Source organism: Aureimonas sp. ME7 (assembly GCF_903970965.1).
GTDB lineage: Bacteria > Pseudomonadota > Alphaproteobacteria > Rhizobiales > Rhizobiaceae > Aureimonas.
Map to the genome: position 1 here is coordinate 199,530 of NZ_CAJCKW010000004.1, position 20,155 is coordinate 219,684.

Below are 20,155 nucleotides of genomic sequence, written 5' to 3' on the forward strand. Positions count from 1 at the left end.
GCATCGAGCGCCCTTTTTCTCGTGCCTCAGCCGGTGAACGCGTATTCGCCCGCCGGCTCCCAGGGGCCGCCGCGATAGTGCCAGAGAAGAAGGCCGGTCGCGGATGCGTCGAAGGGCGAGAAGGTCGCCTTGAGATCCGCGAACAAGGTCTTGGCTTCGCCAGAGGGTGCCTTGTTCTGGATCGTGACGTGCGGCGAGAAACCTTGCGCATCCTGGCGCCCGAGATCGGCCGCCCACGCTTCGGCTAGGTCGGCGCGCAGGCGCTTCAGCTCCGGTGATTGGATCGTGTAAGCGGAGCCGTACCCTAAGAACCGCAGGCCATCGACCCGCAGCGGCAGGGGGCCGGCCGTCGAAGCGAGCGTAGTGAGCTTGCGATGAATTGCGGCCCAGCGCTCGGCCGGCAGCTTGTGGAACAGCGTCAGATGCGCGGGGATGTGGTTTCGCGCAGGCGGAAAGTGCCGCCTGCGCATCGTGTCGAAGCGCTCGAAGCTCACCTCGTCGAACCGCAGCGTCAGGATCAACGGATCGTCGTTCATCCCGGCGCCTCGCTTCGATCAGCCGCCGGACTTGACCGAAAGGTTGAGCACCTGCGGCAGGGTCTGCGGCGCGCCCATCGCGGCACCCATGATCTGCGTCACGGGAACCGCGCTCGGTGGCGCGATGGCGATCGTCAGCTGCTCGGGGTTTTCGAGGAAGCTCTTCACCGCGGCCGTCACGTCGGCCTGGAACTGCGGGTTCTGGAGATAGCCGAGCGCGAGCGGCAGCGAGCCGAGGACACCGGACACCATCTGCTCGCGCGTCTGGTTGTTCTGCTTGGCGAAGTAGTCCAGCACGCGGTTGGTGAGCGAATCGTCGGCGAAGCTGAGGTTGGCCGACTGGAGGTTGAGCTGCGACAGGAGGCCGATCACCGCCATGCCGGACCCTTCCGACTGGCCGCCGCTGGCTTTCATCTGCTCGCTCATCTGCGACAGCGACTGGATGAACGACGGCGTGTAGCCGGTGATCGTGTAGGAGAAGTCCAGCTTGCCCGCGTCATTGACGACGACCTGCAGCGGATCCAGCGTCAGGGCGCCGCTCTTGGGATCCCAGGACGCGTTGCCGCTCATGTTGCCGGTCAGCGTCTCGTAGCCGAGCTCCTTCAGCGTCGAGGAAGCGGGCTGATCGCCGGCGGTATCGGCCGTGAAGGAGCCGACGCCGAACGTCGTCCGATAGGCTTCGCCCTCGGCGCCCTCGTTCTTCAGGTCGATGTTCTCGACGCTCAGGACGGACTTGCCGTTTCGCTCGGCTGCGACGGAGGCGATGCTCGCCCGCTCGAAGAAGATCGGCGAAAGTGCCTTCGTCGTGGCGTTCGTTCCCTGGATTGTCAGGCCCTCGACCGCGATGCCGCCGATCTGCGTGCGCATGTCGCCGTCCGTCCGGTCGATGTCGGCGGGCGCTACGCGTGTCGCCTTCCAGCCGTCTGGTGTCGAGCCTGTGACGCCCTCGAAGTGGAGGTCGCCGAGTGCCACGGGATCCTCGCCCGGCTGATTCCCGCGGACGCGGACCTCCGGCAGCACGACGTCGTCGCCCTCGCTCGCGGGCGTTCCCGTTTCGAGCGTGACGTTCTGCTCGCCCATCACGGCCTTCAGGCGGTCTGCGAATGCCTGCGCATCCGCCGCAAGCGACGAGGTCGCGCTTGCCAAGACCAGAGCCAGGCTTGCGACGATGCGGCGGGAAGGCAGGACGATCATGCGGTAACCTTTCGGATGGGACCCACACCTAACAGGCCGAGTCGGGGGTAGCGGACTTCGCCAATCGGAAAACGTCGGTAATATGGCTCGGCTATCGCGCAGGAAAAGGCCCGAACCGCCCGAGTGGTGGCGCCGGGTCTCGGTTTGTTCCGGTCTTGTTCCGGTTCGGCCTTTCGGATATGGCCTGAGCCCATGGGTAAGCCAGTGGACACACCGCCCGGCGGCGGCGACATCGAACCGATCGACCTGAAGACGGCGCTGGAAGAGCGCTATCTCGCCTATGCGCTGTCCACCATCATGGGGCGCGCGCTGCCCGACGTTCGCGATGGGTTGAAGCCCGTCCACCGGCGGATAGTCCATGCGATGCGCGTGCTGCGGCTTGATCCGGGGCAGGGCTACAAGAAGTGCGCCCGCATCGTCGGCGACGTGATGGGCAAGTTCCATCCGCACGGCGACGCCTCGATCTACGACGCGCTGGTACGCCTCGCGCAGGACTTTTCGATCCGTTATCCGCTGATCGACGGGCAGGGCAATTTCGGCAACGTGGACGGCGATAGCGCGGCGGCCATGCGCTACACCGAAGCGCGGATGACCGACGTGGCGACTCTGCTTCTGCGCGGCATCGACGAGAACGCCGTCGATTTCCGACCGACCTACAACGAGGAGGATCGCGAGCCGATCGTCCTGCCGGGCGCCTTCCCGAACCTCTTGGCCAACGGCGCCTCCGGCATCGCGGTCGGCATGGCGACTTCGATCCCGCCGCACAACGCGGCCGAGATCTGCGACGCCGCGCTCAAGCTGATCGAGGAGCCCGATGCGGGGCTCGACGCGCTTCTCAAGTTCGTCCAGGGGCCGGACTTCCCGACGGGCGGCGTGGTGGTCGATGGTCGCGATACCATCCGCGAAGCCTATGCGACGGGGCGCGGCTCGTTCCGCGTCCGCGCCAAGTGGGAGCGGGAAGAACAGGGGCGGGGCGGCTATGTCGTGGTCGTCACCGAGATCCCGTATCAAGTCCAGAAGTCTCGCCTGATCGAAAAGATCGCCGATCTCCTGTCGGCCAAGCGACTGCCGCTTCTGGCCGACATTCGCGACGAGTCGGCGGAGGACGTTCGCATCGTCCTGGAGCCGAAGGCGCGCACCGTCGATCCCGTGCTTCTGATGGAATCGCTGTTCCGGACGACCGATCTGGAATCGCGCATCTCGATGAACATGAACGTCCTGTCCGGCGGCAAGGTGCCGAAGGTGCTGTCGCTGAAGGAGGTTCTGACGGAATGGCTCGCGCACCAGCGCGAGGTGCTGGTCCGGCGCTCGCAGTTCCGGCTCGACCAGATCGAGCGACGGCTGGAGATCCTATCCGGCTACATCATCGCCTTCCTGAACCTCGACGAGGTGATCCGCATCATCCGCGAGGAGGACGAGCCGAAGGCCGTCCTCATGTCCACCTTCGAGCTGACGGACACGCAGGCCGAGGCGATCCTCAACATGCGCCTGCGCTCGTTGCGCAAGCTCGAGGAGTTCGAGCTGAAGCGCGAGTTCGACACGTTGAGCGAGGAGCGGGCCGACAAGCAGGCGCTGCTGGCTTCGACCGAGATGCAATGGGCGCGCGTGGCGGCCGAGGTTCGGGAGGTTCGCGAGACCTTCTCGAAGAAGACCAAGCTCGGCAAGCGGCGCACCCAGTTCGCCGATGCCCCGGAGCATTCGTCGGACGACATCGCCGTCGCGCTGATCGAGCGGGAGCCGGTGACGATCGTCCTGTCGCAGAAGGGGTTCCTTCGTGCGCTTCGCGGGCACCTGACGGACCTGTCGGGCTTGACCTTCCGCGAGGGCGACAAGCTGAAACTCGCCTTCCCGGCGCTGACCACCGACAAGCTCGTGTTCCTGTCCACCAACGGACGAGCCTTCACGCTAGGCGCCGACAAGCTGCCGGGCGGGCGCGGGCACGGCGATCCCATTCGCCTCGCCATCGAACTCGAGGACGACCAGGACATCGCGCTCGGCTTCGTTCCGGACGCGACAGCCAAGCGGCTTCTGGTATCGAGCGACGGCAACGGTTTCATCGTCGCGGAGAGCGAGTTGATCTCGTCCACCCGCAAGGGCAAGCAGATCCTCAACGTCGCAAGCCCCGTCAGCCTGGCGCGCGCCGAGCCGATCGGCGGCGGCGACACGGTGGCGGTCGTCGGAGACAACCGCAAGATGCTGGTGTTTCCGCTGGCGCAGATCCCCGAGATGGTGCGCGGCAAGGGCGTCCGCCTCCAGCGCTACAAGGACGGTGCGCTTCTCGACATCCGCGTCTTCGCCCTGGCGAACGGCCTGACGTGGACCGATACGGCCGGCCGCGTCTTCAACCGCGGGGATGCCGAGCTGATGGAATGGAAGAGTGACCGGGCGCAGGCCGGGCGTCTGGTGCCCAAGGGTTTCCCGAAGAGTGGCCGGTTCGGATAAGGGGGGGCTGCGACCCTCTGGGGTCGTTCCGATCGCAGAACTTGCGAACCGAAGGCGTGCGCCTGTCCTGGCAGCTTCCCCAGCTGCGTCTCGGGCGTTAGGAAGCCCCGAGAACTCAGAACCAAGGATCGCGGCCGCATGTCGCCTGGTGTCCCTCGCGGTCGCATCGTCCTCTACGCGCTTCTCACGGCTCTGACCGCCGTCAGCATCGACGCTCTTCTTCCAGGATTGCGTGATATCGGCGTAGAGTTCGGCGCCGCGCCGCCCTTCTCGACGCAGCACGTCGTGTCCCTGTTCATCTTCGGCATGGTGTTCGGCGAACTGGCTCTCGGCCCCATCTCGGATGCGATCGGGCGGAAGCGGGCGCTGGTCGCCGGGCTCGGCGTCTATGCGATCGGTACGCTTATAGGTCTGTTCGCCTCCTCGCTCGAAGTGCTGATCCTCGGGCGCGTCTTGCAGGGCGTCGGCGTGGCGGGTCCGAAGATCGCCACCCGCGCCATGATCCGTGACCAGTTCGAGGGCGAGGCGATGGCTCGCGTCATGTCCTTCCTGTTCTCGCTCTATATCCTCGTGCCCATGATCGCTCCCGCGATGGGGCAAGGCGTGATCGCGCTGGGAGGATGGCGGGCGATGTTCGCCGTCTACCTTGGGCTGGCTGTGTTGATGGGAGCCTGGCTGATCTGGCGTCAGCCCGAGACCCTCCCGCCCGGGCGACGCATTCCGTTTCGCCCGCGCATCCTTTTCGCCAACGGTGTCCGCATTCTGGCCAACTGGCGTGTGACGCTTCTGATCGCGGCGACCGGTTTCGTGTTCGGCGCGCAGCTGCTGTATCTCAGCGTCGCCGCCGATCTCTTCGCAGACGTCTATGAAGTGCGCGAAAGCTTCCCGTTCTACTTCGCACTGCTCGCCGGCGGCGTTGGCCTTGCCTCCTATTTGAACGCGCACCTCGTCGGGCGCTTCGGCATGGACGCCATGGCGCGGTTCGGCTTCCTCGGCCTGACGCTGGCCGGATTATCGATGCTGGCCGTTTCGGTCGCCTTCGGCGGCCGACCGCCGCTCGTGCCGCTTCTGGCGTTCGGCTTCGCTGCCTTCTTTTCGATCGGCATTCTGTTCGGCAATCTCAACGCCATGGCGATGCGCTCGCTGGGCGAGGTCGCAGGCCTCGGCGCATCGCTCATCGCATCCGGGTCGAGCCTGGTCGCGACCCTTTTCGCAGTCGGGCTGGGCGCCTTCTACGACGGCACCGTCACGGTTCTGGCAGGCGGTATCTTCCTGGCGGGCATTGCTTCGCTCCTGCTAGGAGCGTTGTCGGCCCGTGGACGCGATGGGAACGTCGCCGCGGTCCGGTGACCGCCGAGAAGGGGTCTCAACGGCAGGTTGGCGGTTCCGCCGACATCAACCGCCGTATCTCTCCCAACCCTTGGCCATCAGGTGCTCCTGCGGCTGGAAGCGGATCTTGTAGTCCATCTTGCGCGAGCCGTGGACCCAGTAGCCGAGATAGAGATAGGGGAGTCCGAGTTCCCTCGTGCGTTGGACGTGGTCGAGGATCATGTAGGTCCCGAGGCTCCGGTCCGCTTCCTCCGGACGATAATACGAGTAGACCATCGACATGCCGTCGGCCATCACGTCGCTGAGGGCGACGGCCATCAGATCCTCGTCGGATCGGCCGTTGATCCGGTAGTCCGGACCCTTGCGGCGATACTGGATCAGGCGCGTGTCGACCTGGCTGTCCTCCACCATCATCGCGTAGTCCATGGCGGACATTTCGGCCATGCCGCCATGGGCGTGACGCGATTCCAGATATCGGCGGAACAGGGCGAACTGCTCGGAGGTCGGCTCCGCGTCGCCCATGCGGCCGAAAAGATCGCCGTTGGTCTGGAGAACGCGCTTCATGGAGCGCGTCGGCTCGAACTCGTCGACGAGGATGCGCACCGATATGCAGGCGCGGCAGCGCTCGCAGGCGGGACGGTAGGCGATGTTCTGGCTGCGGCGGAATCCGCCTTGCGTCAGAAGGTCTAGGAGGGCGGGCGCGCGCGATCCGGTCAGATGGGTGAAGACTTTCCGCTCGAACTGCCCGTCGAGATAGGGGCAGGGCGAGGGCGCCGTCAGAAAGAATTGCGGGCTTTGCGGATGGTGAGCGGTCATGCTGCCCGGACGCCTCGAACCACGGACGGCGACAGCGCCCGAACCCGATCAATGTGAGGTCTGCGCTCGCCCGTGGAAAGCGAAACCATCCCGGGCGAGCGCAAAAATTTAGGTGTCGGTTAGCGCCGGCGCACCACCACGGTACCGAGCAGAAGGTCCTGAACCAGTTGCTTGCGGGGGGTGAACAGGGCGACGAGGACGATGAAGCCGGACGTCACCGCACCCGCCACCCAGAACAGGACGGAATGCGCTACGCCGATCGCGGGATCGACGCGGGCGCCGTCCAGCCGCTCCAAGCGCAGGCCGAAGAGGCGCATGCCGGGCGTCGCCTGCGCGCGGCCGCCGAGCGTAAAGGCGACATAGGGAAGGGCGACCAGCGGAAACAGGATGGCGTAGAGACCCCATCCGATGCCGAGCGTCAGGATGCCGAGAACGCCGATCACGAACCAAGCGGGAATGCAGAGCGCGAGAACGATCGCATAGTCCACGAGGAACGAGAGGATGCGCCGCGTCCGGACCCCCTCATAGGCGCGGGGCTCGTCCAGCCAGCCGTTGGCCGCACCGTCCAGCGTCGTCGCGTTCGTCATGGTTCGAAATCCTCTGCATGTTCCTTGAGCCTTACGGGAACAACATGGGTCTCGATCCGGGGCCTCGCAATGGCCTGGAGTTAGCCGCGATGCAACGCCTCGGCGACCTTCGGGGCGAAATAGGTGAGGATGCCGGCGGCGCCCGCGCGCTTGAAGGCGCGAAGGCTTTCGAACATGGCGCGGTCGCCGTCGATCCAGCCGTTCTGCGCCGCCGCCATGATCGTCGCATACTCGCCCGACGTCTGGTAGGCGAAGGTCGGCATGCGGAACTCGTCGACGAGGCGTGCCAGAACGTCGAGATAGGGGAGGCCGGGCTTGACCATGATCATGTCGGCGCCTTCCGCGATGTCCTGCGCCGCCTCCCGCAGGGCTTCGGCCGTGTTGCCCATGTCCATCTGGTAGGTCCGCTTGTCGCCCTTCAGCGCGCCGGCGGAGCCGACCGCGTCGCGGAACGGGCCATAGAAGGCGGAGGCGTATTTTGCGGCGTAGGACATGATCATCGTGTCACCGAACCCATCCCCGTCCAGCGCCGCGCGGATGCAGGCGACACGCCCGTCCATCATGTCGGACGGGCCGACGATGTCGCACCCGGCACGCGCCTGCACGAGCGCCTGCCGGCAAAGGACGTCCACCGTCTCGTCGTTGAGGATCACGCCGTTACGCACCAATCCGTCGTGCCCGTGGGTCGTGTAGGGGTCGAGCGCCACATCGCACAGGATGCCGATCTCGGGTTCCGCATCCTTGATCGCGCGGGTCGCGCGGCAGACGAGATTGTCGGGGTTGAGAGCTTCGCTTCCCGTCTCGTCGCGCTGCGAAGCGTCCGTATAGGGGAAGAGGGCGACGACGGGGATGCCGAGCGCAGCCGCCTCGCGTGCAGCCTGCGCGCAGCCCTTGACCGAGCGGCGGAAGACGCCGGGCATGGAAGCGACCGGTTCGGGATCGCCGTCCCCCTCGCGCACGAAGATCGGCCAGATCAGGTCCTCGACGCGGATGTCGGTTTCGCGAACGAGACGGCGCACCCAGTCGCTCCGACGCAGGCGCCGCAGACGCGTGCCGCCCGTCACCCGGTCGATCGTGCTGGTGGTCGCGCTGCGCTCTGCCATCGTTCTTCCATGCATTCCAGACTACGGCTCGGTCGGCGCACCTATGCGCGCGATCGACGGTGGAGAACAACCCCGAAAACCGTTCGCATTTGAGCGATCGTTGACCTCGCGCCGAAGCACCCCTAGCCTTCACGCATCGCGCGGCGCGCTCGAAAGGGCGGACCGTGCCCCGGCAGGACCCTTCATGACCGCATACGTAACCGAGCTTCCGGTTCGCCGAAGCCATGCCCGCCGCACGCACGCATGACCCTCGAAATCTTCGAGCGCGACAAGGACGAGACCCTCAACCGCCGACTGACCATCTGGCTTTGCCGACTGGTCGGGTTGGCGCTCTTCGGCATGGGCCTTCTCTACTGGTCGCGGCTGATCGGTGTGTTCGACGGAGCGCTGTGGCGTTTCGACCTGATGCCGGTCTGGTGGCGCGTCGCCGCGCCCGTGCTGGCCGTTCTCTATCCCGTGGCGGGGGCGGGCATGTGGATGACTGCGTCCTGGGGAAGCGTGATCTGGATCCTGGTTGCCGCCTGCGAAGGTGTGATGCGGGTTGGTTTTCCACAGCTCTACGGCGCCGATCCGCTGACCGTGGGGCTGCACGTCTTCGGGCTGGCGCTGTTTGCGACGCTTCGCACGGTTGCCTTCGTCGAGCGGCGGCGGCGTCTCACCGGTCCGAAATAGGCGTTTGGCGGCATTTGGCCGCTTGGGGAAAGGTTATGTTCAGCAAGAACAGAGCTTTGCCCTGTCAAGATGGCATTAAGGCTGAGGTTTAAGTCGAATTTTAGAGGCCGAAACGTAGGTTGTTGCTCAAGACGAGGTCGAACAAGAACCTCGAAAAGCAACAGCGGGGCCTATCATGAACAATACGGCAGCCAAGCGCGCGCCCGACTTGCAGCGGCAGGACGGCAAGGTCGAGTTGAAGTCGCTCTATCTGGAAACCCTGCAGCTGGTGGAGCGTCTCCATCGCCGCCTGCTCGACGTCATCAAGGACGAGTTCGACCGCGCCGGGCGCACGGACATCAACGCCGTCCAGGCGCTGCTCCTCTTCAACATCGGCGACTCGGTGCTGACGGCGGGAGAGCTTCGGACGCGCGGCTTCTACCTCGGCTCCAACGTGTCCTACAATCTGAAGAAGCTCGTCGAGCTCGGCTTCATCGATCACCAGAAGTCGCGGGTCGATCGACGCGCGGTGCGCGTGTCGCTGACGAAGGCCGGGCTCGAAGTGGCCGAGATCGTAGCGGACCTCTACGACCGCCATATCGGCTCGATCGACAAGGTCGGCGGCCTCGACGAGGGCGAATTCCAGAAGATGAACAAGTCGCTGCAGCGCCTCGACCGCTTCTGGAACGATTCGATCATGTATCGATTGTAGGAGCAACCTCCCGGCGGGTCGCGCCCCTCCAGTCCGCGACCAACCCTCGAACCCCACGAGCGTCGTCCCGCTCGTGGGGTTTTTCGCAACACCCGACAAAAACCTGCTACCCGTCAGACGCTTAAGCCCGCCATCCACGGTTTCGCCGTATTCGGATGCGCATCGAACGGCATCTGCCGACATCGATGATATCGGCTCCGTGATTGCCCGTTACGCATTGGTTTACCAAGCCGCCCCTATGTTGCGGCGCAAGTGGGCAAGACTTGCCGAAGGGGTTTCGAAAATGACCGAGGACGCCGCCAACCATCCGTTCCGCCTGAGCCGTCGCCGCTTCGTCACCGGTGCCGCCTCGCTCCTGGGTGCCGGTGCGTTCGCGGGCGCAGCCCGTGCGCAGTCGGCTCTCGACGGCGTTCTGGCCGCGCCGAACCGTGGCGGATGGAACGACCAGTTCGATACCCGCCAGGCGAGCGTGCGCAATGTCGCGTCCAACCAGCCGGTGTTCTCCGAGAACACGCTGTATGCGATGCAGTCGGCCGGCAATCAGTACAACCAGATCGTCATGGCCGGCGGCTGGCCGAACGTGCCGGACTCCGCCAAGCTCGAGCTCGGCGCGCAGAACGGCGCCGTGCCCTATCTGCGCCAGCGCCTGATTGCGTCGGGCGATCTCGATCGCTCCGCCGGCACCTCCGCCGCGTTCGACACCTATGTCGAAGCCGGTGTGAAGCGCTTCCAGGCGCGCCATGGCCTGCCGGCGGACGGCAAGGTCGGCGAGTACACGTTCAAGGCGCTCAACGTGCCAGCCGACACGCGGCTGAACCAGCTCCGCACGAACATTCAGCGCCTGTCGGCCATTCAGGTCGATCCCGGCCGCTTCGTGATGGTGAACATCCCTGCCGCCTCGATCGAGGCGGTGGAGAACGGTCGCGTCGTGCAGCGGCACACGGCCGTGGTCGGCAAGATCGACCGCCAGACGCCGATCCTCGATTCCAAGATCACCAACCTCAACCTCAACCCCTACTGGCATGCGCCGGCGTCGATCGTCCGCAAGGACATCATCCCGTTGATGCAGAAGGACCCGACCTACCTCACGCGCAACGACATCATCATCTATGCGTCGGACGGCAGCGTGATCCCGCCCGAGACGATCAACTGGAACACGGACGAGGCGGTGAAGTACCTTTTCCGCCAGAACCCGGGCCGAATGAACGCGATGTCCTCGGTGAAGATCAACTTCCCGAACCCCTACGCGGTCTACATGCACGACACGCCGCAGCAGAGCGTCTTCTCGCAGCTGATGCGCTTCGAATCGTCCGGCTGCGTGCGTGTTCAGAACGTGCGTGACCTGATCGTCTGGCTGGCGCGCGACACGCCGGGCTGGGACCGCGCCGCGATCGAGAAGACCATCTCCGCCCGCACGCGCCAGGACGTGAACTTCGTCAATCCGGTGCCGCTGCACTTCACCTACCTGACGGCCTGGGCGACGGACCCGACCGTCGTCCAGTTCCGCGACGACATCTACCGCCGCGACGGCTCGGAGCAGCTGGTGATGACCGACGCACAGCCGACGGCCTATGCCGCCGGCGAACAGGCTTCTGCCGACCTGCCGTACTGATCGGCTCGACATCGCTCGATCCAAACGGCCGGGCAGGGATGCCCGGCCGTTTCTCGTTTCGTTCCCGTCTGTGGCATCGCGCGGCGGAACATGGTAAGGCGCCGCCCATCGCGGCCGGAGGCCGCCGAAGCGAGGAACCTCGGAAATGTCGCACGCACACGCCATCGATTCGATTCCGAACGCGAACGGCTTCTTCTCCGAGGGTATCGCCTCCGTCGATCCCGGCCTGTTCGGCGCCATGCGCGACGAGCTGCACCGCCAGCAGTATGAGATCGAACTGATCGCCTCCGAAAACATCGTCTCGCGCGCTGTCCTGGAAGCGCAGGGCTCCGTTTTGACCAACAAGTATGCGGAAGGCTATCCGGGCCGCCGCTACTACGGCGGCTGCGAGTTCGTCGACGTGGTGGAGCAACTGGCGATCGACCGCGCCAAGGCGCTGTTCGACTGCGGCTTCGCCAATGTCCAGCCGAACTCCGGCAGCCAAGCCAATCAGGCCGTACTTCTGGCGCTGTCGAAGCCCGGCGCGACCATCCTTGGCATGAGCCTCGACGCGGGCGGCCACCTGACGCACGGCGCCAAGCCCAACCTGTCCGGGCGCTGGTTCAACGCCGTCCAGTACGGTCTCGACCTCGCCACCGGCCTCATCGACTACGACGAGGTCGAGCGTCTGGCGCATGAGACCAAGCCCGACATCATCGTGGCGGGCGGCTCCGCCTATTCGCGCGTGATCGACTTCGCGCGGTTCCGCGCGATCGCCGACGCGGTTGGTGCCTTCCTCTGGGTGGACATGGCGCACTTCGCCGGTCTCGTCGCCGGCGGCCAGCATCCGAGCCCATTCCCGCATGCCCATGTCGCGACCTCGACCACGCACAAGACCCTGCGGGGCCCCCGCGGCGGCCTGATCCTCACCAATGACGAGGACATCGCCAAGAAGATCAATTCCGCGATCTTCCCCGGCCTGCAAGGCGGCCCGCTGATGCATGTCATCGCCGGCAAGGCGGTGGCCTTCGGCGAGGCGCTGCAGCCGGCTTATCGCAGCTATATCAAGGCGGTCGCCGACAATGCGAAGGCTTTGGCCGAGGTTCTGGTGGCGGGCGGGCTGGATATCGTTTCGGGTGGCACGGACACGCATCTGATGCTGGTGGACCTGCGCCCCAAGATGCTGACGGGCAAAGCGACGGAAGTCGCGCTCGGCCGTGCCGGGATCACCTGCAACAAGAACGGCGTTCCCAACGACCCGGAAAAGCCGACGATCACGTCCGGCATCCGCGTCGGCACGCCGGCGGCAACGACGCGCGGCTTCGGCACGGAAGAGTTCCGCGAAGTCGGCCGTTTGATCGTCGAGGTGTTGGACGGCTTTAAGTCGTCGAACTCCGAGGACGGCAACGCCGCGACGGAAGCGCGCGTCAAGGAAAAGGTCCTCGCGCTGACCGAGCGCTTCCCGATCTACGCCAATCTCGGCTGATCGCTCCGCATGCGCTGCCCCTTTTGCGGGTCGCCCGACAGCCAGGTGAAGGATTCGCGCCCCGCCGAGGAAGGCGGGGCGATCCGTCGCCGCCGTATCTGCCCGGATTGCAACGGACGCTTCACGACCTTCGAGCGCATCCAGCTGCGCGAGCTGGTCGTGGTGAAGAAGTCCGGCCGGCGCGTACCCTTCGAGCGCGAGAAGCTCGCGCGCTCCATTCACACCGCCTTGCGCAAGCGGCCGGTGGAAGAGGAGAGGGTGGAGCGGATGATCTCGGGGATCGTCCGCCAACTGGAATCCACCGGCGAGACCGACATTCCCTCCGAAGCCATCGGCCGCCTGGTGATGGAGGCGCTGCGCGGCTTCGACGATGTGGCCTATGTCCGCTTCGCTTCCGTGTATCGCGACTTCCGCGAGGCGCGAGACTTCGAGTCCGTGATCGGCGAATTGACCGCGTCGCTGGATGCGACGCCGGAAGACCGTGGCTGATCGGGACGACGGTCGGGCCGAGGAGGATCGTCGCTTCCTCGCCGCCGCCGCGCGTCTGTCGCGCCGGCATTTGGGGCTGACATCTGAGAATCCATCGGTCGGCGCGATCCTGGTTCGGGGAAGAGGCGCCGAAGCGCGCATCGTCGGTCGCGGCGTCACCGCGCCGGGCGGGCGTCCGCACGCTGAGCGCGTCGCCTTGGCCGAGGCCGGCGATGCGGCCCGAGACTCTACAGCCTACGTCACCCTCGAACCCTGTGCCCATCATGGCCGGACGGGTCCCTGCGCCGAAGCGCTCGTTGAAGCGGGCGTCTCGCGCGTCGTGATCGGCGCGTCCGATCCCGATCCCCGAGTGGACGGGCGCGGTGTAGCGATTTTGCGGAATGCGGGCGTCGGGGTAGTCCGGCTCGAAGGATGCGATTGTGAGCGCGCGTTCGAAGGGTTCCTGTCCCGCGTAACGCGGGGACGCCCCTTCGTGACACTGAAGATGGCGATCTCCGTGGATGGCGCCGTGGGGCGCTCGGGCGTCGGGCGCGTCGCGATCAGCGGTCCGATCGCCAACCGGCAGGTTCACCTCCTGCGCGCCGAAAGCGATGCGATCATGATCGGCATCGGAACCGCGATCGCCGACGAGCCGCTCCTCACGTGTCGCCTGCCGGGGCTCGATGCACGCTCGCCGGTGCGCATCGTAGTCGATCCCTCGCTGCGTCTGCCGCTCGGCAGCCCGCTCGTGCGCACCGCGAAGGCAACGCCGACCTGGATCGCGACGGGTGTGGACCCATCCGAGTCAGTCGCTGCACCGTTCATGGAGGCGGGGTGTCGTTTGGTGCCGCTATCGGGAACCGGCGCGGTTGAGCTCGCCGAGTTCATGCAGCGTCTCACAGCTCTCGGCGTCGGGACCCTCCTCGTCGAGGGCGGGCCGACCCTTGCCGATGCGCTGCTGAGAGCCGATCTGGTGGATCGATCGATCATCGTTCGCGCGCCGCTCGTCATCGGAAATGGCGGTGTGGCTGCCCCCGCCGAGCTGCTGAGGTCAACCCGCTTCGTGCTCGGCCCGCGGGAATATTTCGGGCCGGACGTCTGGTCCGAATGGGAAAGGATCTGACCATGTTCACCGGGATCGTGTCGGACGTCGCGCGTGTGGCCTCCGTCGAGCAACTCAAGGAAGGCCGGCGCTACCGGATCGAAACCGCCTACGATCCGAGGACCATCCTGATCGGCGCTTCGATCGCCTGCTCGGGCACCTGTCTGACCGTGACGCGGCTGCCGGAAGAGGGTGCCAACGAGCGCTGGTTCGAGGTCGAAGCCTGGGAGGAGGCGCTGCGCCTGACGACGGCGGGGCGCTGGAGCGAGGGCACGCGTCTGAATCTCGAGCGGGCGCTGAAGGTGGGTGACGAACTCGGCGGTCATCTCGTGTCCGGTCATGTCGACGGAACCGCTTTGATCGTTTCGCGCACCGACGAAGGCGACGCCGTGCGCTTCGTGATCGAGGCGCCGGCGGAACTTGCTCGTTTCGTCGCGCAGAAGGGCTCCGTCTGCCTCGACGGGACGTCGCTGACCGTCAACCGCGTCGAGGGCAATCGCTTCGACGTTCTCCTGATCCGCCACTCGCTGGAGGTGACGACTTGGGGCGAAAGGCGGGAAGGTGATTCCGTGAACCTTGAGGTGGATCAGATTGCGCGCTATGCGGAGCGCCTGTTCGGGCTCGGGCAGGCCGCGTAACGACGGAACCCCGCTGCTCCCGGCATCGGCTTTCGACTGGTCTGACCGCCCACCCCTAGCGTTTCCGTTCGTTCGCATCGCGGATCTCGGCGCCATCGCGCGTCGGAACCGCGATCGACTGCCGTTTGAAAGGTCACCATGTCCGCGCCCCACCTCCTGATCATCGAGGCTCGTTTCTACGACCATATCGCCGACCATCTCCTGAACGGGGCGAAAGCCCGGCTGGAGGAGGCGGGGGCGACCTATGACGTGGTCACCGTGCCCGGTGCTTTGGAAGTTCCGGCGGTGATCGGCTTCGCGCTTTCGGGCGCGGACGAGGGGGGCAAGCATTACGACGGGTTCGTCGCGCTCGGCTGCGTCATCCGAGGCGAGACCTACCATTTCGACATCGTCGCCAATGAATCCTGCCGGGCCATCATGGACCTTTCGGTTCAGGAGGGCGTTGCGGTGGGGAACGGCATCCTGACCGTCGAGAACGAGGAACAAGCCTTGGAGCGCGCGATCCCCGAGCGGAAGAACAAGGGCGGTGACGCCGCCTCGGCCGCGCTCACGATGATTTCGCTGCGCGAACGATTCGGAGCCTAAGATGACCGGAACTGCCGCCCGCCAATTTCGCCCGGCCAATAAACGAGGCGCCGCTCGCCTCGCCGCTGTGCAGGCCCTCTACCAGATGGACGTCGGGGGAACCGGCCTTCTGGAGACCGTCGCCGAGTACGAAGCGTTCCGCCTCGGCCAGGAACTCGACGGCGAGACCTACCGCGATGCCGACGCCGCCTGGTTCCGCGACATCGTCTCGGGCGTCGTGCGGGGGCAGACCTTCATCGACCCTCTCATCCATTCCTCGCTGACCAACGACTGGCCGCTCGCCCGCCTCGACACGACGCTTCGCGCCATCCTTCGCGCGGGCACCTACGAGGTCACGGCCCGCAAGGACGTGCCCGTCGCTGTGATCGTCAGCGAATATGTCGATATCGCCCGGGCCTTCTACGAGGAGGAGGAGCCGCGGCTCGTCAATGCCGTGCTCGACCGGGTCGCGCGCCGCTCGCGCGGCGAGGGCCGGGGGCAGGACCCCAAGGCGGACGACTGAGACCGGACATGAAAAAGGCCAGCGAATGCTGGCCTTTTTCATGTCTTTCCGGGCCGCCTCAGCGCCCGGGCGAGATGCCGCTCGAGCGACCGCCCATCGTGTCGAGGATGTTACCCTTGCCCGGACCCTCGTCGGACAGGATCGAGCCGAGGAAGCTCGTGTCGCGGCCGCCGGTCGGCGTGGTGCGCGAGATGAAGTCGAAGACCTTGCCGTCCTGCAGGCCGTAGTTGGCGATCTGGCGGACCGTGTTGTCCTTGCCGAAGTAGATCGCGAGAATGCGCTGATCCACGAGCTTGGGCTTCATGAAGGCGACCTGCCGAACCCGCTTCTGCGAGATGTAGTAGAACACCTCGTTGTCGAAGGTCGCGGTGGTGGAGGGGGTGCCGAGGGCGAGGAGAACCTGGTCGCGGCTCGACCCGACCGGCACCTGCGCCAGCGCCTGCTCGTCGACGATGTAGCCCTGGTTGTAGACTTGCGACGTCTGACAACCCGTCAGGGCGATCATGGCGCAAGCGCCGGTCGCCAGGACCATGCGACGCAACGGACGATGGATCTCGATCACGCGGATGCTACTCCTTCCGAGGGAATCGGATTGGCCGAAGGAATCGGATTGGGCGTTCGGTAGGCGCGTTTTGGTCTGAAATTGAGGCGCGACCACCATCCCGAAGGTTGCGACTTGGTAAAGCACCTTTCCGACCGTTGCAATCCGGCCCCATGCGTGCGAGGCGAACGGCGGAAACACGGGAGAGCGAAGTGGGACTTTTCGCCAGCCTGCGGAACGGGCGCCAGAACCGGCAGATCGTCGACGCGCTGTGGGATCAGGTCGTTTCCAGCGCCCGCGACCCCCGGCGCTTTCTGGAAGGCGGCCTTCCCGACACGGTGCAGGGCCGCTTCGAATCCCTGTCGCTCGAGATGATCCTCGTGCTCCGGCGATGCGGGCAGGACGAGCGCCTGAAAGAGTTGTCGCAGGATCTGGTGGATCGGTTCATGACCGATCTCGACCATTCCATGCGCGAGTTCGGCATCAGCTATCTCGCCGTGCCCAAGCGGATGCGCAAGTTCGCGGCGCGCTTCTATACGCGGGTTCGCGACCTCGAACCCGCGATCGAGGCCGGCGATGCCGATGCCCTTCGCGCTGGGTTGGTGGCGTCGAGCTTCCGCGACGCGGAAGGCGGTCGCCCCGATGGCGCGCCTTGGCTGGCCCACCATATGTTGCTGCAAAAGGATCGATATCAGGCGCTGTCGACGGACGGCATCCTGGCGGGCGCGCTTCTCGATCCGCCGCCGCAGGAGACTTGAATGAAAACGCATGACGACATCGACGAGCCGGGGCCGATCACCCTGCCGGTCAGCGTGAACAGGCTGCCGCAGAACGGGATGCCCGTCGAGTTCGTTGCCGACGACGCGCAGCGCGCGGCACTGGCCGACCACCTCGATATCGTCGCGGTCGAGACGCTGGCGGTGGACCTTACCGTGCGCCGCTGGAAGCGCGACGGGATCGCCGTGGACGGTCGGATTCGCGGGCAGGTGGTCCAGGCCTGCGTCGTGACCCTCGACCCCGTTCCCGAAACGGTGGACGAGGAGGTCGACCTCATCTTCGTGCCCGAAACGTCGCGGCTGGCGCGCATCGAGCCGACGAGCGACGGCGAGCTCCATCTCGATCCGGAAGGGCGCGACATTCCGGAGACCTTTCGAGGCGATACGATCGACCTCGGGCCGTTCATCGTGGAACTTGTCGGTTTGTCGCTCGACCCCTATCCCCGTTCGCCGGGCGTCGAGTTTTCCGAGCACGATACCGACCCCGACCCGTCCGGTGGCAAGGTTTCCCCCTTCGCCGCGCTCGGGCGTCTGAAGGCCTCCGATGTCTGACGGCAGAGGCCGGGCGTCATCGAACGAAAGCAGGAACTCCTTGTTGTCGAAACCTTCGATCACCATCGCCATCGACGCCATGGGCGGCGATCACGGCCCGTCCGTGATGCTGGCGGGGGCCGCCACCGCTCTCGATCGCCACCCGGATGCCCGCTTCGTTCTGTTCGGCCAGGAGGGGGAGGTGCTCCCCATCCTCGATACGTTTCCCAAGCTGAAGCAGCGGGCGGTTTTCCACCACTGCGACGTGTCGATCCGCATGGACGACAAGCCCTCTCAGGCGCTTCGGCAGGGGCGTTACAAGTCGTCGATGTGGAAGGCGATCGAGGCGGTGAAGACGGGCGAGGCGGATGTCGCGGTGTCCGCCGGCAACACCGGTGCGCTGATGGCGATGGCCAAGTTCTGCCTGCGCACCATGGCCAATATCGAGCGTCCCGCGATCGCCGCGATCTGGCCGACGCTTCGGGGCGAGAGCATCGTGCTGGATGTCGGCGCGACGATCGGCGCGGATTCGCAGCAGCTGATCGACTTCTCCGTGATGGGTGCGGCCATGTCGCGTGCCCTGTTCCAGATCGAGCGCCCGACCGTCGGCCTTCTCAACATCGGAGTCGAGGAGGTGAAGGGCCAGGACGACATTCGCGAAGCCGGCCGCCTCCTGAAGGAGACGGAGATCGCGGGGCTCGAATACAAGGGTTTCGTGGAAGGAACCGATCTCGGCAAGGGGACGGTCGATGTGGTGGTGACCGAGGGGTTCACCGGCAATATCGCATTGAAGACCGCCGAAGGCACGGCACGCCAGATCGGCTCGTACCTGCGCGCGGCGATGACGCGGACGTTGATGGCGCGGCTCGGCTATCTCTTCGCCAAGAGCGCCTTCGATCGGCTGCGCGACAAGATGGACCCGCGAAAGGTCAACGGCGGCGTGTTCCTCGGGCTCAACGGCGTGGTGATCAAGAGCCATGGCGGATCGGACGCGGAAGGCACGGCTGCGGCCATCGACGTCGCCTATGCCATGGCCTCCAACGGCTTGCTGGCGAAGATCGAGAACGATCTCGGCCGGGTCTATGCGAGCGAAGTTTCGAGCCCGGCGCCCGATGCGCCCGGGACCCAGGAGAGCGTCCAGTGAACGAATTTCGCTCGGTCGTCCTCGGGACGGGCTCGGCCCTGCCGCGTCAGGTCGTCACCAACAAGGATCTCGAAGCGCGCGTCGATACGAGCGACGAGTGGATCCAGCAGCGCACCGGCATCACGCAGCGCTATATCGCGGGCGAGGGGGAAACCACCGTTTCGCTTGGCGAGGCGGCCGCGCGCCGCGCGCTGGAGGCGGCGGGACTTGAGACCGCCGATATCGATCTCGTGATCGTCGCCACGGCGACGCCGGACAACACGTTTCCCGCCTCCGCCACGCAGATCCAGCGCCGCCTCGGCATCACCCATGGCTTCGCCTTCGACATCCAGGCCGTGTGCAGCGGCTTCGTCTATGCGATGACGACGGCCGACCTTTACCTGAAGGCCGGCATGGCGCGCCGCGCGCTGGTGATCGGCGCCGAAACCTTCAGCCGCATCATCGACTGGAGCGACAGGACGACCTGCGTCCTCTTCGGCGACGGAGCGGGAGCGCTCGTTCTGGAGCGGCAGGAGGCCATCGCCGGCGAGGGAGCCGGCGTTCTCATCGCGCGCCTTCGCGCCGACGGCTCGCACGGCGACAAGCTCTTCGTGGACGGCGGCCCTTCGTCCACCGGCACGGTCGGCCGGTTGCGGATGGAGGGGCGCGAGGTCTTCAAGCACGCGGTCGGCATGATCACCGATGTGGTAGAGGATTCGCTGGGCGCCCTCTCGATCTCTGCGGAAGAGATCGACTGGTTCGTGCCCCATCAGGCCAATCGGCGGATCATCGAAGCGTCCGCGAAGAAGCTTGGAATTCCCTTGGGGAAGGTCGTCGTCACCGTCGATCGGCACGGGAATACGTCGGCGGCCTCTATTCCCCTGGCGATCGATCACGCCGTCAGGGACGGGCGTATCAAGCCGGGCGATCTCGTTCTCCTGGAAGCGATGGGTGGCGGGTTCACTTGGGGCGCCGTCGTCGTCCGCTGGTGACGGCCACGCTTGATTCAGCCTTTCTTTTCGGTATTTTCGCCTGAGTTGACCGAGACACGCCGGTGGCTCGGGCGGGGGATACGGTTCGGTTTTCTCAAGGGGATATGCATGGGAGACAGGACGGTCACGCGCGCCGATCTGGCGGAGGCGGTTTTCCGCAAGATCGGACTTTCGCGTTCCGAATCGGCGTATCTCGTCGAGTCGATCCTCGAGGAAATCTGCGCCACCATCGCGCGCGGCGAATCGGTGAAGATCTCGTCCTTCGGATCGTTCCTGGTCCGCGACAAGAACGAGCGCGTCGGCCGCAATCCCAAGACCGGTGAAGAAGTGCCGATCTCGCCGCGCCGCGTCGCGGTGTTCAAGCCGTCCAACGTGATGAAGGATCGCATCCTCGAAGCGCACGAAGCGCGCGCCCAAGGCGCGACTGCCGTTCTGAAGGCTGCCGAGTGA

At 65.8% G+C, this 20,155-nt stretch carries 22 protein-coding genes; 16 read left to right on the plus strand and 6 right to left on the minus strand.

What is annotated here, in order from left to right:
* Window positions 1-26: 26 nt before the first annotated feature.
* On the minus strand, window positions 27-536 hold the full coding sequence (locus H7A85_RS09695; protein WP_182085724.1) for a 2'-5' RNA ligase family protein: 510 nt from the start codon (window positions 534-536) through the stop codon (window positions 27-29).
* Between the two features lie 18 nt (window positions 537-554).
* Entirely contained in the window at window positions 555-1,730 is a 1,176-nt protein-coding gene (locus H7A85_RS09700; protein WP_182085725.1) for a hypothetical protein, read from the minus strand.
* Between the two features lie 192 nt (window positions 1,731-1,922).
* On the opposite strand from H7A85_RS09700, the gene parC reads away from it, so the two are divergent.
* On the plus strand, window positions 1,923-4,172 hold the full coding sequence (gene parC / locus H7A85_RS09705) for a DNA topoisomerase IV subunit A (RefSeq protein WP_182085726.1): 2,250 nt from the start codon (window positions 1,923-1,925) through the stop codon (window positions 4,170-4,172).
* A 138-nt stretch (window positions 4,173-4,310) separates the two neighbouring features.
* On the plus strand, window positions 4,311-5,522 hold the full coding sequence (locus H7A85_RS09710) for a multidrug effflux MFS transporter (RefSeq protein WP_182085727.1): 1,212 nt from the start codon (window positions 4,311-4,313) through the stop codon (window positions 5,520-5,522).
* Window positions 5,523-5,567: 45 nt separating this feature from the next.
* On the opposite strand, the gene H7A85_RS09715 is transcribed toward H7A85_RS09710, so the two are convergent.
* The 3 genes from H7A85_RS09715 to hemB form a co-directional block, all read right to left on the minus strand.
* Window positions 5,568-6,317: an arginyltransferase gene (locus H7A85_RS09715; RefSeq protein WP_182085728.1), complete on the minus strand. Its 750-nt coding sequence runs from the start codon at window positions 6,315-6,317 to the stop codon at window positions 5,568-5,570.
* Between the two features lie 119 nt (window positions 6,318-6,436).
* Complete coding sequence (locus H7A85_RS09720) at window positions 6,437-6,904, minus strand: RDD family protein (RefSeq protein ID WP_182085729.1); 468 nt, start codon at window positions 6,902-6,904, stop codon at window positions 6,437-6,439.
* Window positions 6,905-6,984: 80 nt separating this feature from the next.
* Window positions 6,985-8,007 (minus strand): porphobilinogen synthase, encoded by a 1,023-nt coding sequence (gene hemB, locus H7A85_RS09725; RefSeq protein ID WP_244631079.1) that lies wholly within the window; start codon window positions 8,005-8,007, stop codon window positions 6,985-6,987.
* Window positions 8,008-8,250: 243 nt separating this feature from the next.
* Here hemB and H7A85_RS09730 point away from each other — a divergent pair, with 243 nt between their 5' ends.
* From H7A85_RS09730 to nusB, 9 genes are all read left to right on the plus strand, one after another.
* Window positions 8,251-8,679, plus strand: a complete 429-nt coding sequence (locus tag H7A85_RS09730; RefSeq protein ID WP_182085731.1) for a DUF6163 family protein — start codon at window positions 8,251-8,253, stop codon at window positions 8,677-8,679.
* A gap of 175 nt (window positions 8,680-8,854) precedes the next feature.
* Window positions 8,855-9,370: a MarR family winged helix-turn-helix transcriptional regulator gene (locus tag H7A85_RS09735; protein WP_182085732.1), complete on the plus strand. Its 516-nt coding sequence runs from the start codon at window positions 8,855-8,857 to the stop codon at window positions 9,368-9,370.
* Window positions 9,371-9,653: 283 nt separating this feature from the next.
* Window positions 9,654-10,982: a L,D-transpeptidase family protein gene (locus H7A85_RS09740; protein WP_182085733.1), complete on the plus strand. Its 1,329-nt coding sequence runs from the start codon at window positions 9,654-9,656 to the stop codon at window positions 10,980-10,982.
* A 145-nt stretch (window positions 10,983-11,127) separates the two neighbouring features.
* Window positions 11,128-12,447: a serine hydroxymethyltransferase gene (gene glyA, locus H7A85_RS09745; protein WP_182085734.1), complete on the plus strand. Its 1,320-nt coding sequence runs from the start codon at window positions 11,128-11,130 to the stop codon at window positions 12,445-12,447.
* Between the two features lie 9 nt (window positions 12,448-12,456).
* Window positions 12,457-12,936: a transcriptional regulator NrdR gene (gene nrdR / locus H7A85_RS09750; protein ID WP_182085735.1), complete on the plus strand. Its 480-nt coding sequence runs from the start codon at window positions 12,457-12,459 to the stop codon at window positions 12,934-12,936.
* On the plus strand, window positions 12,929-14,038 hold the full coding sequence (ribD, locus tag H7A85_RS09755) for a bifunctional diaminohydroxyphosphoribosylaminopyrimidine deaminase/5-amino-6-(5-phosphoribosylamino)uracil reductase RibD (protein ID WP_244631080.1): 1,110 nt from the start codon (window positions 12,929-12,931) through the stop codon (window positions 14,036-14,038). The genes nrdR and ribD overlap by 8 nt, the downstream gene beginning before the upstream one ends.
* Before the next feature lie 2 nt (window positions 14,039-14,040).
* On the plus strand, window positions 14,041-14,655 hold the full coding sequence (locus H7A85_RS09760) for a riboflavin synthase (RefSeq protein WP_182085845.1): 615 nt from the start codon (window positions 14,041-14,043) through the stop codon (window positions 14,653-14,655).
* A 138-nt stretch (window positions 14,656-14,793) separates the two neighbouring features.
* Window positions 14,794-15,240: a 6,7-dimethyl-8-ribityllumazine synthase gene (locus tag H7A85_RS09765; RefSeq protein WP_182085737.1), complete on the plus strand. Its 447-nt coding sequence runs from the start codon at window positions 14,794-14,796 to the stop codon at window positions 15,238-15,240.
* Window position 15,241: 1 nt separating this feature from the next.
* The gene (nusB, locus tag H7A85_RS09770; RefSeq protein WP_182085738.1) at window positions 15,242-15,742 is read left to right on the plus strand and encodes a transcription antitermination factor NusB; all 501 of its coding nucleotides are present in this window, start codon (window positions 15,242-15,244) and stop codon (window positions 15,740-15,742) included.
* 58 nt (window positions 15,743-15,800) lie between these two features.
* Here the strand turns inward: nusB and H7A85_RS09775 are convergent, their stop codons facing one another.
* Window positions 15,801-16,274 (minus strand): outer membrane protein assembly factor BamE, encoded by a 474-nt coding sequence (locus tag H7A85_RS09775; RefSeq protein ID WP_182085846.1) that lies wholly within the window; start codon window positions 16,272-16,274, stop codon window positions 15,801-15,803.
* A gap of 221 nt (window positions 16,275-16,495) precedes the next feature.
* On the opposite strand from H7A85_RS09775, the gene H7A85_RS09780 reads away from it, so the two are divergent.
* From H7A85_RS09780 to H7A85_RS09800, 5 genes are all read left to right on the plus strand, one after another.
* Window positions 16,496-17,041, plus strand: a complete 546-nt coding sequence (locus H7A85_RS09780) for a ubiquinol-cytochrome C chaperone family protein (RefSeq protein WP_182085739.1) — start codon at window positions 16,496-16,498, stop codon at window positions 17,039-17,041.
* Window positions 17,042-17,611, plus strand: coding sequence for a DUF177 domain-containing protein (locus tag H7A85_RS09785; protein ID WP_182085740.1), 570 nt, complete (start codon window positions 17,042-17,044; stop codon window positions 17,609-17,611).
* 40 nt (window positions 17,612-17,651) lie between these two features.
* A complete protein-coding gene (gene plsX, locus H7A85_RS09790) occupies window positions 17,652-18,734 on the plus strand; it encodes a phosphate acyltransferase PlsX (protein ID WP_280514912.1) in 1,083 nt (360 codons plus the stop codon).
* Window positions 18,731-19,705, plus strand: coding sequence for a beta-ketoacyl-ACP synthase III (locus tag H7A85_RS09795; protein WP_182085742.1), 975 nt, complete (start codon window positions 18,731-18,733; stop codon window positions 19,703-19,705). Before plsX ends, H7A85_RS09795 begins: the two co-directional genes overlap by 4 nt.
* Window positions 19,706-19,813: 108 nt before the next feature.
* A complete protein-coding gene (locus H7A85_RS09800; RefSeq protein ID WP_182085743.1) occupies window positions 19,814-20,155 on the plus strand; it encodes an integration host factor subunit alpha in 342 nt (113 codons plus the stop codon).

Bases quoted from the DNA above. Each gene is read 5' to 3' on its own strand.
- H7A85_RS09695 (WP_182085724.1), bottom strand. From the start codon at position 536: ATGAACGACGATCCGTTGATCCTGACGCTGCGGTTCGACGAGGTGAGC.
- H7A85_RS09700 (WP_182085725.1), bottom strand. From the start codon at position 1,730: ATGATCGTCCTGCCTTCCCGCCGCATCGTCGCAAGCCTGGCTCTGGTC.
- parC (WP_182085726.1), top strand. From the start codon at position 1,923: ATGGGTAAGCCAGTGGACACACCGCCCGGCGGCGGCGACATCGAACCG.
- H7A85_RS09710 (WP_182085727.1), top strand. From the start codon at position 4,311: ATGTCGCCTGGTGTCCCTCGCGGTCGCATCGTCCTCTACGCGCTTCTC.
- H7A85_RS09715 (WP_182085728.1), bottom strand. From the start codon at position 6,317: ATGACCGCTCACCATCCGCAAAGCCCGCAATTCTTTCTGACGGCGCCC.
- H7A85_RS09720 (WP_182085729.1), bottom strand. From the start codon at position 6,904: ATGACGAACGCGACGACGCTGGACGGTGCGGCCAACGGCTGGCTGGAC.
- hemB (WP_244631079.1), bottom strand. From the start codon at position 8,007: ATGGCAGAGCGCAGCGCGACCACCAGCACGATCGACCGGGTGACGGGC.
- H7A85_RS09730 (WP_182085731.1), top strand. From the start codon at position 8,251: ATGACCCTCGAAATCTTCGAGCGCGACAAGGACGAGACCCTCAACCGC.
- H7A85_RS09735 (WP_182085732.1), top strand. From the start codon at position 8,855: ATGAACAATACGGCAGCCAAGCGCGCGCCCGACTTGCAGCGGCAGGAC.
- H7A85_RS09740 (WP_182085733.1), top strand. From the start codon at position 9,654: ATGACCGAGGACGCCGCCAACCATCCGTTCCGCCTGAGCCGTCGCCGC.
- glyA (WP_182085734.1), top strand. From the start codon at position 11,128: ATGTCGCACGCACACGCCATCGATTCGATTCCGAACGCGAACGGCTTC.
- nrdR (WP_182085735.1), top strand. From the start codon at position 12,457: ATGCGCTGCCCCTTTTGCGGGTCGCCCGACAGCCAGGTGAAGGATTCG.
- H7A85_RS09760 (WP_182085845.1), top strand. From the start codon at position 14,041: ATGTTCACCGGGATCGTGTCGGACGTCGCGCGTGTGGCCTCCGTCGAG.
- H7A85_RS09765 (WP_182085737.1), top strand. From the start codon at position 14,794: ATGTCCGCGCCCCACCTCCTGATCATCGAGGCTCGTTTCTACGACCAT.
- nusB (WP_182085738.1), top strand. From the start codon at position 15,242: ATGACCGGAACTGCCGCCCGCCAATTTCGCCCGGCCAATAAACGAGGC.
- H7A85_RS09775 (WP_182085846.1), bottom strand. From the start codon at position 16,274: ATGGTCCTGGCGACCGGCGCTTGCGCCATGATCGCCCTGACGGGTTGT.
- H7A85_RS09785 (WP_182085740.1), top strand. From the start codon at position 17,042: ATGAAAACGCATGACGACATCGACGAGCCGGGGCCGATCACCCTGCCG.
- H7A85_RS09800 (WP_182085743.1), top strand. From the start codon at position 19,814: ATGGGAGACAGGACGGTCACGCGCGCCGATCTGGCGGAGGCGGTTTTC.